At 72.3% G+C, this 15,206-nt stretch carries 11 protein-coding genes; all 11 read right to left on the bottom strand.

From position 1 onward, the window contains the following. Nucleotides 1-266 (bottom strand): UbiA family prenyltransferase (locus UW392_RS44475; protein ID WP_320781070.1); only part of this gene is annotated, 266 nt, incomplete at its 3' end. A 179-nt stretch (nucleotides 267-445) separates the two neighbouring features. Then, nucleotides 446-1,582, bottom strand: a complete 1,137-nt coding sequence (locus tag UW392_RS44480) for an inositol-3-phosphate synthase (RefSeq protein ID WP_320781024.1) — start codon at nucleotides 1,580-1,582, stop codon at nucleotides 446-448. A 117-nt stretch (nucleotides 1,583-1,699) separates the two neighbouring features. Further along, nucleotides 1,700-5,404 carry a ThuA domain-containing protein gene (locus UW392_RS44485; RefSeq protein ID WP_320781025.1) on the bottom strand — a complete coding sequence of 1,235 codons (3,705 nt, stop codon included), beginning with the start codon at nucleotides 5,402-5,404 and terminating at the stop codon, nucleotides 1,700-1,702. A gap of 159 nt (nucleotides 5,405-5,563) precedes the next feature. Continuing rightward, nucleotides 5,564-6,562, bottom strand: coding sequence for a sugar phosphate isomerase/epimerase family protein (locus tag UW392_RS44490; RefSeq protein WP_320781026.1), 999 nt, complete (start codon nucleotides 6,560-6,562; stop codon nucleotides 5,564-5,566). Between the two features lie 15 nt (nucleotides 6,563-6,577). Beyond that, nucleotides 6,578-7,729, bottom strand: a complete 1,152-nt coding sequence (locus UW392_RS44495) for a Gfo/Idh/MocA family oxidoreductase (protein WP_320781071.1) — start codon at nucleotides 7,727-7,729, stop codon at nucleotides 6,578-6,580. A gap of 516 nt (nucleotides 7,730-8,245) precedes the next feature. After that, nucleotides 8,246-9,307 carry a substrate-binding domain-containing protein gene (locus UW392_RS44500; RefSeq protein ID WP_320781027.1) on the bottom strand — a complete coding sequence of 354 codons (1,062 nt, stop codon included), beginning with the start codon at nucleotides 9,305-9,307 and terminating at the stop codon, nucleotides 8,246-8,248. 17 nt (nucleotides 9,308-9,324) lie between these two features. Next, nucleotides 9,325-10,392 (bottom strand): ABC transporter permease, encoded by a 1,068-nt coding sequence (locus UW392_RS44505; RefSeq protein ID WP_320781028.1) that lies wholly within the window; start codon nucleotides 10,390-10,392, stop codon nucleotides 9,325-9,327. After that, the gene (locus tag UW392_RS44510; RefSeq protein ID WP_320781029.1) at nucleotides 10,389-11,906 is read right to left on the bottom strand and encodes a sugar ABC transporter ATP-binding protein; all 1,518 of its coding nucleotides are present in this window, start codon (nucleotides 11,904-11,906) and stop codon (nucleotides 10,389-10,391) included. Before UW392_RS44510 ends, UW392_RS44505 begins: the two co-directional genes overlap by 4 nt. Before the next feature lie 88 nt (nucleotides 11,907-11,994). Further along, entirely contained in the window at nucleotides 11,995-13,194 is a 1,200-nt protein-coding gene (locus UW392_RS44515; RefSeq protein ID WP_320781030.1) for an ROK family protein, read from the bottom strand. 172 nt (nucleotides 13,195-13,366) lie between these two features. Next, on the bottom strand, nucleotides 13,367-14,044 hold the full coding sequence (locus UW392_RS44520; protein ID WP_320781031.1) for a GntR family transcriptional regulator: 678 nt from the start codon (nucleotides 14,042-14,044) through the stop codon (nucleotides 13,367-13,369). 145 nt (nucleotides 14,045-14,189) lie between these two features. Then, nucleotides 14,190-15,137, bottom strand: coding sequence for a beta-ketoacyl-ACP synthase III (locus UW392_RS44525; RefSeq protein WP_320781032.1), 948 nt, complete (start codon nucleotides 15,135-15,137; stop codon nucleotides 14,190-14,192). Nucleotides 15,138-15,206: the final 69 nt, after the last annotated feature.

The following is a 15,206-nucleotide window of genomic DNA, read 5'->3' on the forward strand; positions in this document are numbered from 1 at the left end:
GGGCGGCCGGCGCGGGCGGCGAGGGCCAGTCCGGCGCCGGTGAGGACACCGGCCGCGGTGAGCGCGGCGGCCGGGCGGACGCGGCCGGACGGGAGGGGGCGGCGGGGGCGTTCGGCGGCGTCCTCGGCGCGGTCGGCCCAGTCGTTGAGGACCATGCCGGCCTCGTAGAGGCAGAGGGAGGAGCCGATGGCGAGTGCGGTGCGGGGGCCGGGCGGGGTGCCCGTCGCCGCCGCTCCGCTCAGTACGTCGCCGGGCACGGTGAGCAGCGCGGGGAGCCGGAGAAGCTCCGCCCACGCCCGGACGGCGGCGGGAACCGAGGAATCGGCGGAGGACGCCGTGCGGGAGCGGGAGGTGACACGCGGCGTACTGCGGGACGAGGAGGGGGCACATGACGTACTACGGAAGGACGAGGGAACACACGCCCTACCGCGGGACCGGCGGCGGATCACCGGCGCTCACCCGTGCCGAGGCGGGCGGCGAGGCCGAGGAGTTCCGCGTACTGCTCCCCCAGGCCGGACGGGCCGTCGCCCACCGGGTCCTTGAAGTAGAAGCCGAGGGCGCGCAGGGGGCCGGTGAGGCCCGCTTCGTGGGCGCGGGCGGTGAGCCGGGCCAGGTCGAGGACGAGGGGTGCGGCGAGCGCCGAGTCGCAGCCCTGCCAGATGGTCTGGAGGATCATGCGGGTGCCGAGGAAGCCGTCGAAGGCGACGTGGTCCCAGGCGGTCTTGAAGTCGCCGAGGGCGGGGACGTCGTCGATGTGGACCTGGCCCTCGACAGGGGCGCCGAGGGTGTCGGCGAGGACGCGTTCCTTGCCGGCGTTCTTCGCCGCGGCGGCGGCCGGGTCGGCGAGGGCGGCGCCGTCGCCGCCGCCGAGCAGGTTGGCGCCGGACCAGGCGCGGACGGCGAGGGCCCGCTGGGTGAACATCGGGCCGAGGACCGAGCGGAGCAGGGTCTGGCCGGTCTTGCCGTCGCGTCCGGCGTACGGCAGGCCACTGGCTGCCACCGGGTCGGTCAGGGCCGGGTGGTGCAGGCCGGTGGAGGGCGTGAAGTTGACGTAGGGGCAGCCGGCGCGGAGGGCCGCCGCGGCATAGAGCGAGCTGGGCGGCAGGTCGTCGCCGGTGGCCAGCGGCTCGGTGGAGGCGACGTTGACGACCACGGTGCGTGCGACACCCGTGCGGTGTGCGAAGTCGCGGATGTCGGCGGCGAAGGCGGTGATGAGTTCCTCGGCGGTGCGGGTGTCGCCGGGCAGCGGGCCGCCGGGGCGGATCTCACCGTCGGCGGCGGCGAGTTCGGCGTGGACGGCGGACGGCAGGCCGGGCGGGAGCACGCCGGCGGCGGCGAGGGTCTCGGCGCGCTTGGGCAGCGGGCAGTCCACGGTGTCGTGGCCGCCGAAGACCAGGGAGGTCAGCGGCGGCAGTGCGGAGCCGCTGAACTCGGGTGCCTCGGTGACCATCCCGGTCGGCGGGTGCAGGCCGGCGGTCACGGCGGCGCAGCCCGCCACCACGGTGGTGGCGACGGACCCGCGCGCACCGATCAGCCAGACACCGGTACGGGGGGAGGGGGAAAGGGAAGGGGACGCGGACATGGGCAGCCTCCTTGTCGGACGCGTCGGGGGTGGCGCCCCGGCCCGCTGGGCCGGGTGGTGACGGCGGGCGGGGGTCCGGCGTCCCCCGCCCGCCGCCGTCTGGTCGCCCCGGTGGGGCTAGTTCGGCAATTGCTTGAGCTGGATGTTCCGGAAGGAGACCTGGTCGTCGGCGCCGTGGTTCTGCAGGCCGATGTAGCCGTCGGTCAGGCTCCGCTCGGGGTCCTTGTTGGTGAAGTCATTGATCTTGACTCCGTTGAGGAACACCTGGAGGCGTTCGCCCTGGACCTTGATCTCGTAGGAGTTCCACTGGCCGGGCGGCCTCAGAACCTGGTCGCGGGCCTTGATGTCGGCCGACTTGAAGGAGTAGACGGAGCCCGTGGTGCGGTCGGCGGCGTCGGTGGCGTCGATCTGGATCTCGTAGCCCTTGTTCACCGCGGACCAGGGGTCGTCGGAGGCCGGGAAGCCGACGAAGACACCGGAGTTGTCGTCGCCCCGCATCTTCCAGTCGAGCTTGAGGGAGTACGACTTCAGCTCCTTGGCCTGGTACCAGAGCAGGCCCATGCCACCCTCGGAGACCAGGGTGCCGTCCCGGACGTCGAACTTGCCGGGGCCGGCCTGCTTCCAGCCGTCCAGGGTCTGGCCGTTGAAGATCTTCCGGTGGCCCTTGCTCGGCTTGCAGTCCGCCTTGACCTGGCCGGTGGCGTACTGGAGGCCGCCGAGCAGGTGGGCGCGGAAGGCCTCGTCGGCGTAGGACTCCTTGGTGTGGCCGAGGCCGGTGTAGAAGGAGCGGCCGCCCTCGTACGGCTTGCACCAGGCGATCGGGTGGTCGCCCTTCATGGTGCCGCCGTCGTAGGTGGTCTCGTCGAGGGTGGCGAGGACCTTGGCCTGTTCACGCGGGTTGGTGCGGTAGTTGTACAGCTCGTCGGTGTGCTCCCAGGTGTCGCCCAGGTGGGCGGTGGCGGGGTGCTCGTGGTCCTCGACGCGGACGGTGGCCTTCTGGATGGCCGGATGGGAGTCGAAGTAGGCGCCGACGAGGCCGCCGTAGAACTCCCAGTCGTACTCGGTGTCGGCGGCGGCGTGGACGCCCAGGTATCCGCCGCCACCCGCCACGTAGTTCTCGAACGCCTTCTGCTGGTCGGCGTCGAGGACGTCACCGGTGGTGGAGAGGAAGGCGACCGCGTCGTACTTGGCGAGGTTGGCCGTGGTGAACTGCTTGGCCTCCTCGGTCGCGGTGACGGTGATGCCGGCGGGGGCGCCGAGTTCCTTCAGCGCGGCGATGCCCTCGGGGATGGAGTCGTGGCGGAAGCCGGCCGTCCTGGAGAAGACGAGGACCTTCTTGCCGTTCCGGTACGGCTCCTTGGAGAACTCGAAGTCGTCGACGTCGAACAGCGCGCCGTCGCCGCCCTTGAAGACCAGGTAGATGTCGGTGGTCTTCTTCGGCAGGGACCGCAGCGGCACGTCGACGTCCTGGAACGTCTCCCAGCCACCGGTCGGCGGGATGTACGCGGAGCCGTGCAGCGGGCCGTCGGGCGAGCCGGTGCGCAGTTCGACGAAGCCGCCGTCGCCGCCGGAGGAGGCGCGGACGGTCACCTTCTTCTGCCCGTCGAACCTGTACGGGCTGAAGGAGATCCAGTCGCCGTCGTGGACGTCGCCGACGGTCTTGCCGCCGTTGGCGCCGGTCTTGTCGATCACCGAGACGCCGGACTGGGTGGTGAAGTGCTCGGCCTGGCGGTGCAGCGGCTGGAGGACGGTGCGGGCGGTGCCGGTCAGGGCCTCCTGGCCGTTCGCGCCGCCGTCGGTGTAGCTCGCGCCGACGACGCCGTAGATGTTGGCGTTGGGGTCGTGGCCGCCGTCACCGGCGGGCGGCTTCAGGGTGCCCTCGCAGCCGGTCTCGCTGGTCAGCTCGTGGGCGTGGTTGTCGTGGCCGAGGCTGTAGGCGACCTTCACCTTGGAGCAGTCGATCGTCTCCTCGGGGTCGGTGACGGTCACCTTGAAGGGGACGGGTTCACCGAAGGCGGCCAGGGCGCCGTTGCCGGGGACGTCGATCCTCACCTCGGGTGCGGTGTTGCCGACGACGATGCGGACGCTGGCGGAGCCGGTGTTGCCCTCGGGGTCCTTGGCGGTGAAGGTCGCGGTGTAGGTGCCGGCCTTCTTGTACTTGTGGGTGGGGGTGAGGCCCTCGCCGGTGGTGCCGTCGCCGAAGTCCCAGCTGTGGGTGAGGTTCGGGGAGTCGGCGTCCTTGACGGTGGCGGTGAACTTCACCTTGAGGCCGACCGCGCCGGAGGTCTTGTCGGCGCTCACCTCGGCGATCGGGGAGAAGCCGTCCTCGGCGTTCTCGATCCGGTAGAGGCCGGAGTGCTCGTCGCCCTGGAACCAGGAGAGGCCGTAGTCGAGGACGTACAGCGCGCCGTCGGGGCCGAAGTCCATGTCCATGATCTGGGTGCCGGTCCACGGGAAGTCGTTGATCGACGCGACCGAGCCATCGCCGTTCTCCTCGATCCGCTTGATCCACTGGCGGCCGAACTCCCCGGCGAAGAAGTCGCCGTCGTACTCCTCGGGGAACTTCACCGACGAGTCGAGGTCGGGGTCGTAGTGGTAGACCGGGCCGGCCATCGGGGACTCGGAGCCGCTGCCGAACTCGGGCACGGAGTCGTCGTCGTAGGGGATCCACGCGGGCTGCGCGGGCGGCAGGTCGACGAGGCCGGTGTTGTGCGGCGAGGTGTTCTTCGGGGCGGCGCAGTCGAAGGTCTCGCCGGAGGTGCCGGTGGCGAAGTCGTAGTCGACGTACGGGTCGTTGGCGCCGGTGCAGAACGGCCAGCCGAAGTTGCCCGGCTCGGTGACGCGGGCGAACTCGACCTGTCCGGCCGGTCCCCGGTTCGGGTTCGCGGCGCCGGCGTCGGGGCCGTAGTCACCGACGTAGACGATGCCGGTCTTCTCGTCGACGCTGATCCGGAACGGGTTCCGGAAGCCCATCGCGTAGATCTCGGGGCGGGTCTTCTCGGTGCCGGGCGCGAAGAGGTTGCCCTCGGGGACGGTGTACGAGCCGTCCTCGGCGACCTTGATCCGCAGGATCTTGCCGCGCAGGTCGTTGGTGTTGCCGGAGGAGCGGCGGGCGTCGAAGGCCGGGTTGCGGTCGGGGCGCTCGTCGATCGGGGTGTAGCCGTCGGAGGCGAACGGGTTGGAGTCGTCGCCGGTGGAGAGGTAGAGGTTGCCGTCGGCGTCGAAGTCGATGTCACCGCCGACGTGGCAGCAGGTGCCGCGGGAGGCGGCGACGTCGAGGACCTTCTTCTCGCTGGCGAGGTCCAGGGTGCCGTTGGCGTTGAGGGTGAAGCGGGAGAGCCGGTTGACGCCGTCGAACGCGGCGAACTGCTCGGGGGTGCCGTTCTCCGGGGCGTCGCCCTCGGGGGTGTCGAGCGGCGGGGCGTAGTAGAGGTAGATCGCCCGGTTGTCCGCGAAGTCCGGGTCGACGCCGACGCCCTGGAGGCCCTCCTCGTCGTGGCTGTAGACGGGGATCTTGCCGGCGACCTTGGTGACGCCGCCCTGGTCGGTGAGGCGGAGTGTGCCGTCGCGGGCGGTGTGCAGGACACTGCGGTCCGGGAGGACGGCGAGCGACATCGGCTCGCCCGTCTCGGGTTCGCCCTTGGCGAGCGGCACCTGCTGGAACTGTCCCTCGGCGGCGGTCGGTTCCTCGGCCGCCGGGTGGCCGGGGTGGGCGCCGGCGACGGTCGCGGGGGTGCCCACGGCCAGCAGCAGGCCGGTGAAGAGGGCGAGGGCGGTGCGGTGCCTGGTTCTCCTGGTGGTTCTGAGCCTGGTTCTGTGCACGAGGTCCCTCCGGGAACGGGTAGGCCGTACGGGTGGGTGCGTAGAACGTGCGGATGGGTGCGCAGGACGTGCGGATGGGCGCGTGGAACGTGCGGATGGGCGCGTAGAACGTGCGGTGCGGGCGCCGGGGTGCGCCGTCACCCCGGAACGGAACGGGGGCTAATTGCCGAACGCCGCGTCGAAGGAGGCCGTCGGCGGTTCGAAGTCGTACTGCTTGAGGCGGGTCAGGGCCTCGGGGGCGCCCTGGAGGCGGTCCATGCCGGCGTCCTCCCACTCCACGGAGACGGGGCCCTGGTAGCCGATGGACCGCAGCATGCGGAAGACGTCCTCCCAGGGGACGTCGCCGTGTCCGGCGGAGACGAAGTCCCAGCCGCGGCGGGGGTCGCCCCAGGGCAGGTGGGAGCCGAGGCGGCCGTTGCGGCCGTCGAGACGCTTGCGGGCCTCTTTGCAGTCGACGTGGTAGATCCGGTCGCGGAAGTCCCACAGGAAGCCGACCGGGTCGAGGTCCTGCCACACGAAGTGGGAGGGGTCGAAGTTGAGGCCGAAGGCGGGCCGGTGGCCGACGGCCTCCAAGGCTCGCCGGGTGGTCCAGTAGTCGTAGGCGATCTCGCTGGGGTGGACCTCGTGGGCGAAGCGGACGCCCTCGGTGTCGAAGACGTCGAGGATGGGGTTCCAGCGGTCGGCGAAGTCCTGGTAGCCGCGTTCGATCATCGACTCGGGGGCCGGCGGGAACATGGCGACGAGGTGCCAGATCGCGGAGCCGGTGAAGCCGATGACGGTGTCGACGCCGAGGCGGGCGGCGGCCCGCGCGGTGTCCTTCAGTTCGGCGGCGGCCCGCTGCCGTACGCCCTCGGCGTCGCCGTCGCCCCAGATCCGGGCGGGCAGGATCGCCTCGTGGCGTTCGTCGATGATGGCGTCGCAGACGGCCTGGCCGACGAGGTGGTTGGAGACGGCCCAGCACTTCAGGCCGTACTTGTCGAGGAGCTGGTGGCGGCCGTCGACGTAGGACGGGTCGGCGAGGGCCTTGTCGACCTCGAAGTGGTCGCCCCAGCAGGCGAGTTCGAGTCCGTCGTAGCCGAAGTCCCGGGCGAGGCGGCAGACCTCCTCCAGAGGCAGGTCGGCCCACTGTCCGGTGAACAGGGTGAAGTCGCGCGGCATCGTACGGAATCCTCCTCAGGCGGTCACGGGGGTGAAGACGGCGTTCTTCCCGGCGCTCTCCTCCACGGCGGCGAGCACCCGCTGCACCTGGAGCCCGTCGGCGAAGGACGGTTCGGGCGCGTGTCCGGCGGCGATCGCGTGGACGAGGTCGCGGGCCTGGTGGACGAAGGTGTGCTCGTAGCCGAGGCCGTGGCCGGGCGGCCACCAGGCGTCCAGGTAGGGGTGGTCGGGTTCGGTGACGAGGATGCGGCGGAAGCCGCCGTGCGTGGCGGGTTCGGTGCCGTCGTGGTACGAGAGTTCGTTGAGGCGCTCCAGGTCGAAGGCGAGGGAGCCCTTCTCGCCGTTGAGTTCGACCTTCAGGGCGTTCTTGCGGCCGGTGGCGTACCGGGTGGCCTCGAAGGAGGCGAGGGCGCCGGAGGGGAAGCGGCCGGTGAAGAGGGCGGCGTCGTCCACGGTGACCTCGCCGGTGGTGGTGTCGGCCGAGGCGGCGGAGAGGCCCTGGGCGGCCCCGGCGGGCAGGGGCCGTCGGCGTACGAAGGTCTCGGTGAGGGCGGAGACGCCGGTCAGCCGCTCCCCCGTCAGGTACTGGGCGAGGTCGACGATGTGGGCACCGAGGTCGCCGAGCGCGCCGGAGCCGGCGGCTTCCTTGCGCAGCCGCCAGGTCAGCGGGGCGGCCGGGTCGACCAGCCAGTCCTGGAGGTAGGTGACGCGTACGTGGCGCAGCCGGCCGAGGCGGTCCTCGGCGACCATGCGGCGGGCCAGGGCGGTGGCGGGCACCCGGCGGTAATTGAAGCCGACCATGGCGACCTGGCCGCGGGCGGCGGCCTCCTCGGCGGCGCGGGTCATCGCCTCGGCCTCGGCGACGGTGTTGGCCAGCGGTTTCTCGCACAGGACGTGCTTGCCGGCGGCGAGCGCGGCGAGCGCGATCTCGGCGTGGCTGTCGCCGGGGGTGCAGATGTCGACGAGGTCGACGTCGTCGCGTTCGACCAGGGCCCGCCAGTCGGTCTCGGCGGCGGCCCAGCCGTGCCGGACGGCCGCGGTGCGGACGGCGTCGGCGTCCCGCCCGCAGATCACGGCCAGGACGGGGTCGAGCGGCAGGTCGAAGACGCGTCCGGCGGTGCGCCAGCCCTGGGAGTGGGCGGCGCCCATGAAGGCGTAGCCGACCATGCCGACCCGCAGCGGCGGTCTGGCGCCGGGTGCCCCCGCGATGCCGGTCCCGGCCGCGGTACCGGCCCCGACCGCGGTACCGGACCCGGCCGCACTGCCGGACCCGACCGCGATACCGGCCCCGACCACACTGCCGGACCCGACCGCGGTACCGGACCCGGCTGTGGTGCCGTTCTCGGCCGCACTGCCGGTCCCCGCTCCGGTCCCGGCACCAGTCCCCGCTCCGGTCCCCGCTCGGATACCGGTACCGGCCCCGGCTCCAGTCCCGGCACCGGTGCCGGTGCCGGTGCCGGCTCCGGTGCCCGTGCCGGGCCGGTCGGCTGCCGGCTCCGCCCCGGCCCCCTCGGGCTGCTGCGGCTGTCCCATGCGGATGTCCTCCTCGTCGTGGTGGTGCGGCGGCGCACGCCCCCGCGCCCGGGGACCGGCCGGCCCCCGGGCGGGGTCCCGCCCCGGGCCGGTCGGGCCGGCGGGGCGGGGTGGCGGGCCCCTTGCGTGAAGCCGGTGGGTACGGCCCGGCTACTTGAAGCCGGTGGACATGTACCGGTCGACGTTCTCCTTGTCGACGACGGCCGAGTAGAGCGTGAGGTGGGCCGGGATCTCGTACTCGGCGAGGCCGCTGACGCCCTTGCCCTGGCCGAGGGCGCGGGCGAGGTCGATCGCGGAGGCGGCCATGGTCGGCGGGTAGAGGACGGTCGCCTTCAGGACGCTGTCGTCCTGCTCGATCGCCTGGAACGCGGAGAGCGCGCCCGCGCCGCCGACCATCAGGAAGTCGTCCCGGCCGGCCTGTTCGATGGCGCGCAGGGCGCCCACGCCCTGGTCGTCGTCGTGGTTCCACAGCGCGTCGAAGGACGACTGGGCCTGGAGCAGCTGGGCCATCTTGGCCTGGCCGGACTCGACGGTGAAGTCGGCGGCCTGGCGGGCGACCTTCTTGATGTTCGGGTAGTTCTTCAGGGCGTCGTCGAAGCCCTGGGTGCGCTGCCGGGTCAGTTCCAGGTTGTCGATGCCGGCGAGTTCGACGACCTTGGCGCCGGACTTGTCCTTGAGTTTCTCGCCGATGTAGTGGCCGGCGTTGAGACCCATGCCGTAGTTGTCGCCGCCGACCCAGCATCGGTACGCCTGCGGAGTGTTGAAGATACGGTCGAGGTTGACCACGGGTATCCCGGCGCGCATCGCCTTCAGCCCGACCTGGGTGAGGGCCTTGCCGTCGGCTGGCAGCACCACCAGGACGTCGACCTTCTTGTTGATGAGGGTCTCGATCTGGCCGATCTGCTGGGCGGTGTCGTTGGAGCCCTCGGTGACCTCCAGGGTGACGTCCTCGTACTTCTCGGCGCGGCCCTTGGCCTGGTCGTTGATGGCGTTGAGCCAGCCGTGGTCGGCGAGCGGACCGGCGTAGCCGATGGTGACCTGCTTGCCGGGCTTGTCGTCGGCGGCGGGCTGGGAGTTGGCGTCCGACTGGTCCTGGTCGTCGGAGTCGTCGGACTCGTTGCTCGTACACCCGGTCAGGAAGGCGCCGGCGGACACGGCGGCGGCTCCGAAGAGCAGCCCTCTGCGGCTCGCGAAAGGCGTGTGCTCTGGCATGTCGGTCAACCCTTTCCTCAGGTCGTGCTCGCGGTACGGCGCTGGACCAGCACGGCGGCGACGATGATCGCGCCCTTGGCGATCTGCTGGACGTCGCTCTGCAGGTTGTTCAGGGCGAAGATGTTGGTGATCGTGGTGAAGATGAGGACGCCGAGGACGGAGCCGACGATGGTGCCCCGGCCGCCGCTGAGCAGCGTGCCGCCGATGATCGCGGCGGCGATGGCGTCGAGTTCGTAGAGGTTGCCGTTGGTGTTCTGGCCGGAGCCGGACAGGACGATGAGCAGGAAGGCGGCGATGCCGCAGCACAGGCCGGAGAGCAGGTAGAGGTAGAGGCGCTGGCGGCGGACGTCGATGCCGGCGAGGCGGGCGGCCTCGGCGTTGCCGCCGACGGCGACGGTGCGGCGGCCGAAGGTGGTGCGGTTGAGCACCAGCCAGCCGATGACGGTGACGGCGGCGAAGACCAGGACCAGCGGCGGGATACCGAGGACGTAGGCGTCGCGTTCGCCGAGGTCGAGGACGGAAGTGACGGTGACGACCTGGGTACGGCCGTCGGTGATCTGCAGGGCGAGGCCGCGGGCGGAGGCCAGCATGGCGAGGGTGGCGATGAACGGCACCATCGCGCCGTAGGCGATGAGGACGCCGTTGACGAGTCCGCAGCCGACGCCGACGACGATCGCGGTGAACAGGATGCCGAAGAACCCGTACTCCTGGGTGGCGACCGTCGTCGCCCACACCGAGGCCAGGGCGACGATGGCGCCGACGGAGAGGTCGATGCCGCCGGACATGATGACGAAGGTCATGCCGACGGTGACGACGCCGATGACGGACGCCTGGGTGAGGACGAGTTGCAGGTTGCGGGTGTCCAGGAACTCGTCGGGCTTGGTGATGCCGCCGATGAGGACCAGTACGGCGAGCACGCCGAGCAGGGACAGGATGCGGACGTCGGCGCGGGCGAGCACGCCCCGCCAGGCGGGCGTCCCGTCCACCGGGGCCGCCTTGCCGGTCCCGGTCCCGGTGCCGGCACCGGTGCCGTGGCCGTTGCCGTTGCCGTTGCCGTCGCGGGGTGGTGACACGTGCTGCGTCATGACGCCGGGCTCCCTTCCATGACGAGGTCGAGTACGCGGTGTTCGTCGAGTTCGCGGGCGGGCGCCTCGTGCACGACGTGGCCCTCGCGCAGGACCAGCACCCGGTCGGCGAGGCCGAGCACCTCGGGGACCTCGCTGGAGACCAGCAGCACGGCGAGGCCCTCGTCGGCGAGGCTGCGGACGACCGCGTACAGCTCGGCGCGGGCGCCGACGTCGACGCCGCGGGTGGGTTCGTCGAGCAGCAGGACGCGGCAGCCGCGCAGCAGCCAGCGGGCCAGGACGGCCTTCTGCTGGTTGCCGCCGGACAGGGTGCGCACGGGGACGTCGGGGTTGTCGGGGCGCAGGGAGAGTTCGCGGACGGCGGCGCGGGCGGCGCCCCGTTCGGCGCCCCGGTCGAGCCAGCCGCCGCGCGAGAAGCGGGACATCGACGACACCGACACGTTGCGGGTGACGGACTCCAGCATCAGCAGGGCCTGGGCCTTGCGCTCCTCGGGGGCGAGTCCGAGGCCCGCGCGGACGGCGGCCCGTACGCTGCCGGGCCTGAGCGGGCGGCCGTCGACCAGCACCCGTCCGGCCGACGGCTTCCGGGCGCCGTAGACGGTCTCCAGGATCTCGGAGCGGCCGGAGCCGACCAGTCCGGCGAGGCCGACGATCTCGCCGGGCCGCACCTGAAGGTCGAGCGGCGCGAACTCGCCGTCGCGGGTGAGTCCCTCGACACTCAGCACCGGCGCGGCGGCCGGCGGGGCCGGGGGCCGGTCGGGGAAGACGTACTCGACGTTCCGGCCGGTCATCAGCGCCACCACCTCCTTGGTGGGGGTGGACTTCGCCGGGAGGCCGCCCGCCACCGCGCGGCCGTCCTTGAGGACGGTGACCCGGTCGCCGATGCGGCGGATCTCCTCCAGGCGGTGCGAGATGTAGACGACGGCGACCCCGGCGGCGGTGAGGTTCGCGACGATCCGGAAGAGGTTGTCGACCTCGTCGGGGTCGAGGGCGGCGGACGGCTCGTCCATGACGATCAGCCGTACGTCGTGGGAGAGGGCGCGGGCCATGGACACGATCTGCTGGTGGGCCGCCGACAGGTCGCCGACCAGGCGGCCGGGGTCGATCTCGGGGTGGCCGAGCCGTTCCAGGAGGGCGGCCGTGGACACCCGGGCGGCGCGGCCGCGGACGACGAATCCGGCGGTGGTGGGCTCGTGGCCGAGGTGGACGTTCTCCGCGACGGAGAGGTGCTCGACCAGGTCGAGTTCCTGGTAGATGGTGGCGATGCCCAGGCGCATGGCGGCGATGGGCGAGCGCAGAGTAACCGTTTCTCCTCGCCAGTCGATGGTGCCGGTGTCGGGCTGGTGGGCACCGGCCAGCACCTTGATGAGCGTGGACTTCCCGGCCCCGTTCTGGCCGAGCAGGCAGTGCACCTCACCGGCCTGGACGTCGAGGTCGACGCCGTCCAGGGCCCGGACCCCGGGGAAGGACTTGGTGATGCCGGACATGCTGAGCAGCGGTGGTTCTGGTGCCATGTGAGGTCCCCTCGGCGGGCGTACGGGCCGGTGTCAGGGCAGGGCGGAGCAGCGCGCTGTACAGGAAGGGTGCCGGGAGGCGGGGGTGCTACGCGGGTGAGAACAGGTGGTCGCTGATGAGCCGGGCGGCGCCGATGACTCCGGCGGTGGGGCCCAGCTCCCCGAGCACGATGGGCAGGTTGCCGGTCGCCAGGGGCAGTGACTGGCGGTAGACCTGGGTGCGGATCGCGGCGAGCAGGGTGTGGCCGAGGCCGGTCACCCCGCCGCCGATCACCACGAGGCCGGGGTTGAAGAAGCTGACCAGGCCGGCGATGACCTGGCCGGTGCGGGTGCCGCCCTCACGGATGAGGTCGAGTGCGGTCGGGTCTCCGGCCGCGGCGGCGGCGGCGACGTCGGCGGCGCTCAGGGTCACGGCTCCCGCCCCGCCCGCGCCCGCCTCCAGGCGGCTCGCGAGTTCGGCGGAACGGCCCTGCTGGGCGGCCTCGGTGGCGTCGCGCGCCAGTGCCGCGCCGCTGAAGTGGGCCTCCAGGCAGCCCCGGTTGCCGCAGGCGCACGGGCGGCCCTCGGGTACGGCCTGGATGTGCCCGATGTCGCCGGCGCTGCCCGTCGTACCGCGGTAGACCTCACCGCCGACGACGATGCCGCAGCCGATACCGGTGCCGATCTTGACGACGAGGAAGTCGTGCACGGTGCGGGCGACGCCCGCGTGCTGCTCCCCCAGCGCCATGAGGTTCACGTCGTTGTCGACCATGACCGGGCAGCCGAGTTCCTGGCTGAGCGCCTCCCGTACGGGGAAGCCGTCCCAGCCGGGCATGATCGGCGGGGCCACCGGGACGCCCTCGGGGAAGCGGACCGGTCCCGGGACGCCGATGCCGGCGCCGTCGAAGCCCTCCGCGAGTCCCGAGGCGCGCAGCTTGGCGGCCATGGCGAGGACCTGCTCGAAGACCGCGACGGGGCCCTCGCGCACGTCCATGGGCTGGTTGATGTGTCCGAGGATCTCCAGCTCGGCGTTGGTGACGGCGACGTCGACCGAGGTCGCGCCGATGTCGACGCCGAGGAACCGCAGTCCGGGGTTGAGCCGGATGTTGTGCGAGCGGCGCCCACCACGGGAGGCGGCGAGTCCGTCGGCGACGGCCAGTCCGGTCTCCAGCAGCCGGTCCACCTCCACGGCCAGTTTCGACCGGGAGAGGTCGACCTGGTCGCCCAGCTGGGCGCGGGAGTTGGGACCGCCGTCGCGCAGCAGCTTCAGCAACCGGGCCTGATGGGCGTTGGCGGGTCGTGCGGTCATGCGTCTCACGTGCCCCTCCCCGCCTCAACCGGCTGCCTGTGGCTGTGCTTTCGAGGGGAACCTAGCAGCGGCTGCCGAACCTGGGAAGAAGCTGTGCACAGATTGCCGCCGACTTTCTCCACTCACAGGACAAAGAAGGGCCACCGGGGCCGCCGGCCGACGGCGTCGGCTCTCAGGACGTGGCGCGGGCGTGGTACGAGCGGCGGGTGTGTTCCGTGTGTTCGCGCATCAGCCCGGTCGCGCGCTGCTCGTCCCGGTCGGTGACGGCCGCGATCAGCTCGCGGTGCTCGGTCCAGGACTGCTGGCCGCGCTGCCGGGCGATCGGCGTGTAGTACCAGCGCACCCGGCGGTCGACCTGCGCGGCGAGCCCGGCGAGGACGGTGTTGCCCGCCAGCTCCATGATCTTCGCGTGGAACCGGGCGTTCAGGGCGACCGCCGCGTCCACGTCGTCCGCCGCGACGGCCGCCTCGCCCTCGGCGCACAGTTCCTCCAGGGCCGCCACGCCCGCGCTCGTCGCGTTGGCCGCCGCGAGCCGGGCCGCCTCGGCCTCCAGCAGCGTACGGACGGTCAGCAGCTGGTCGGCCTCCTCCTCCGTCGGCTCGTGCACGAACGCGCCCTGGGCGGGCCGGAGATCGACCCACCCCTCGGTGTTCAGCCGCTGGAGCGCCTCGCGCACCGGCTGCCGGGAGACGCCCAGGTGACCGGCGAGTTCGCTCTCGACGAGGTGCTGGCCGGGGCTGAGGGCCCGGGTGGTGATGAGTTCGAGCAGCGCCTCGTAGACGCGGTCGCGCAGGGGGCCGGGTCGTTCGAGCTTGGGCACCGCACCCTGCGGCAGTCCGGTCGACAACATATCGGCCCCCTCGGCGGAAGAAAGACGCGGCAGAAAGACGGTAAAGAAAGTATCAATTGTCTTTCGTCTACAGTCTACGGCGCCTCGGCGCCGCTCCTCGGGGGCCGCCGAAGGCTCCCGGCCGGGGAGCCTTCGGCCTCCGGGCTCAGGGGCAGCGGACGACCTGCCCGGCGTAGGAGAGGTTGCCGCCGAAGCCGAAGAGCAGGACCGGGTCGCCGGTGCCGATCTCGCCGCGCTCCACCAGTTTGGCGAGCGCGAGGGGGATGCTGGCCGCCGAGGTGTTGCCGGACTCGGTGACGTCGCGGGCGACGACGGCGTTGACCGCGCCGATGCGCTCGGCGAGCGGCTCGATGATGCGCAGGTTGGCCTGGTGCAGCACGACGGCGGCGAGGTCGGCGGGATCCACTCCGGCCCGCTCGCACACCCCGCGGGCGATGGCGGGGAGCCGGGTGGTCGCCCACCGGTAGACGCTCTGGCCCTCCTGGGCGAACCGCGGCGGGGTGCCCTCGATCCGCACGGCGTGCCCCATCTCGGGCACCGAGCCCCACAGCACGGGACCGATGCCGGGTGCGGTGCCCTCGGCGGCGGGTTCGACCACGGCGGCGCCCGCGCCGTCCCCCACCAGGACGCAGGTGGTGCGGTCGGTCCAGTCGGTGACGTCGGACATCTTGTCGGCGCCGATCACCAGCGCCCGGCGGGCGCTGCCCGCGCGGACGGCGTGGTCGGCGGTGGCCAGGGCGTGGGTGAACCCGGCGCACACCACGTTCAGGTCCAGCGTGGCGGGGCTCCCCATGCCGAGCCGGGCGGCGACCCGGGCGGCCGTGTTCGGGGAGCGGTCGATGGCGGTGGAGGTGGCGACCAGCACCAGGTCGACGTCGGCGGGGGTCGCGCCGGCCGCGGCGAGCGCCTTCGCGGCGGCGTGCGCGGCGAGTTCGTCGACCGGTTCGTCGGGACCGGCGATCCGGCGGGTGCGGATGCCCACCCGGCTCGTGATCCACTCGTCACTGGTGTCGACCAGGCCCGCCAGGTCCTCGTTGGTGAGCACCCTGGCGGGCTGGTGGTGGCCGACGCCCGTGATGCGCGAGCCGTGCATAAGCGGATCCCCTCAATTGCCTGCGGGTTGCGGGATCCACCAGTCTGATCAGTGACTCACGGGTACGAC

The organism is Streptomyces sp. CRN 30, from assembly GCF_034105845.1.

Bases quoted from the DNA above. Each gene is read 5' to 3' on its own strand.
- UW392_RS44480 (WP_320781024.1), bottom strand. From the start codon at position 1,582: ATGTCCGCGTCCCCTTCCCTTTCCCCCTCCCCCCGTACCGGTGTCTGG.
- UW392_RS44490 (WP_320781026.1), bottom strand. From the start codon at position 6,562: ATGCCGCGCGACTTCACCCTGTTCACCGGACAGTGGGCCGACCTGCCT.
- UW392_RS44495 (WP_320781071.1), bottom strand. From the start codon at position 7,729: ATGGTCGGCTACGCCTTCATGGGCGCCGCCCACTCCCAGGGCTGGCGC.
- UW392_RS44500 (WP_320781027.1), bottom strand. From the start codon at position 9,307: ATGCCAGAGCACACGCCTTTCGCGAGCCGCAGAGGGCTGCTCTTCGGA.
- UW392_RS44505 (WP_320781028.1), bottom strand. From the start codon at position 10,392: ATGACGCAGCACGTGTCACCACCCCGCGACGGCAACGGCAACGGCAAC.
- UW392_RS44510 (WP_320781029.1), bottom strand. From the start codon at position 11,906: ATGGCACCAGAACCACCGCTGCTCAGCATGTCCGGCATCACCAAGTCC.
- UW392_RS44515 (WP_320781030.1), bottom strand. From the start codon at position 13,194: ATGACCGCACGACCCGCCAACGCCCATCAGGCCCGGTTGCTGAAGCTG.
- UW392_RS44520 (WP_320781031.1), bottom strand. From the start codon at position 14,044: ATGTTGTCGACCGGACTGCCGCAGGGTGCGGTGCCCAAGCTCGAACGA.
- UW392_RS44525 (WP_320781032.1), bottom strand. From the start codon at position 15,137: ATGCACGGCTCGCGCATCACGGGCGTCGGCCACCACCAGCCCGCCAGG.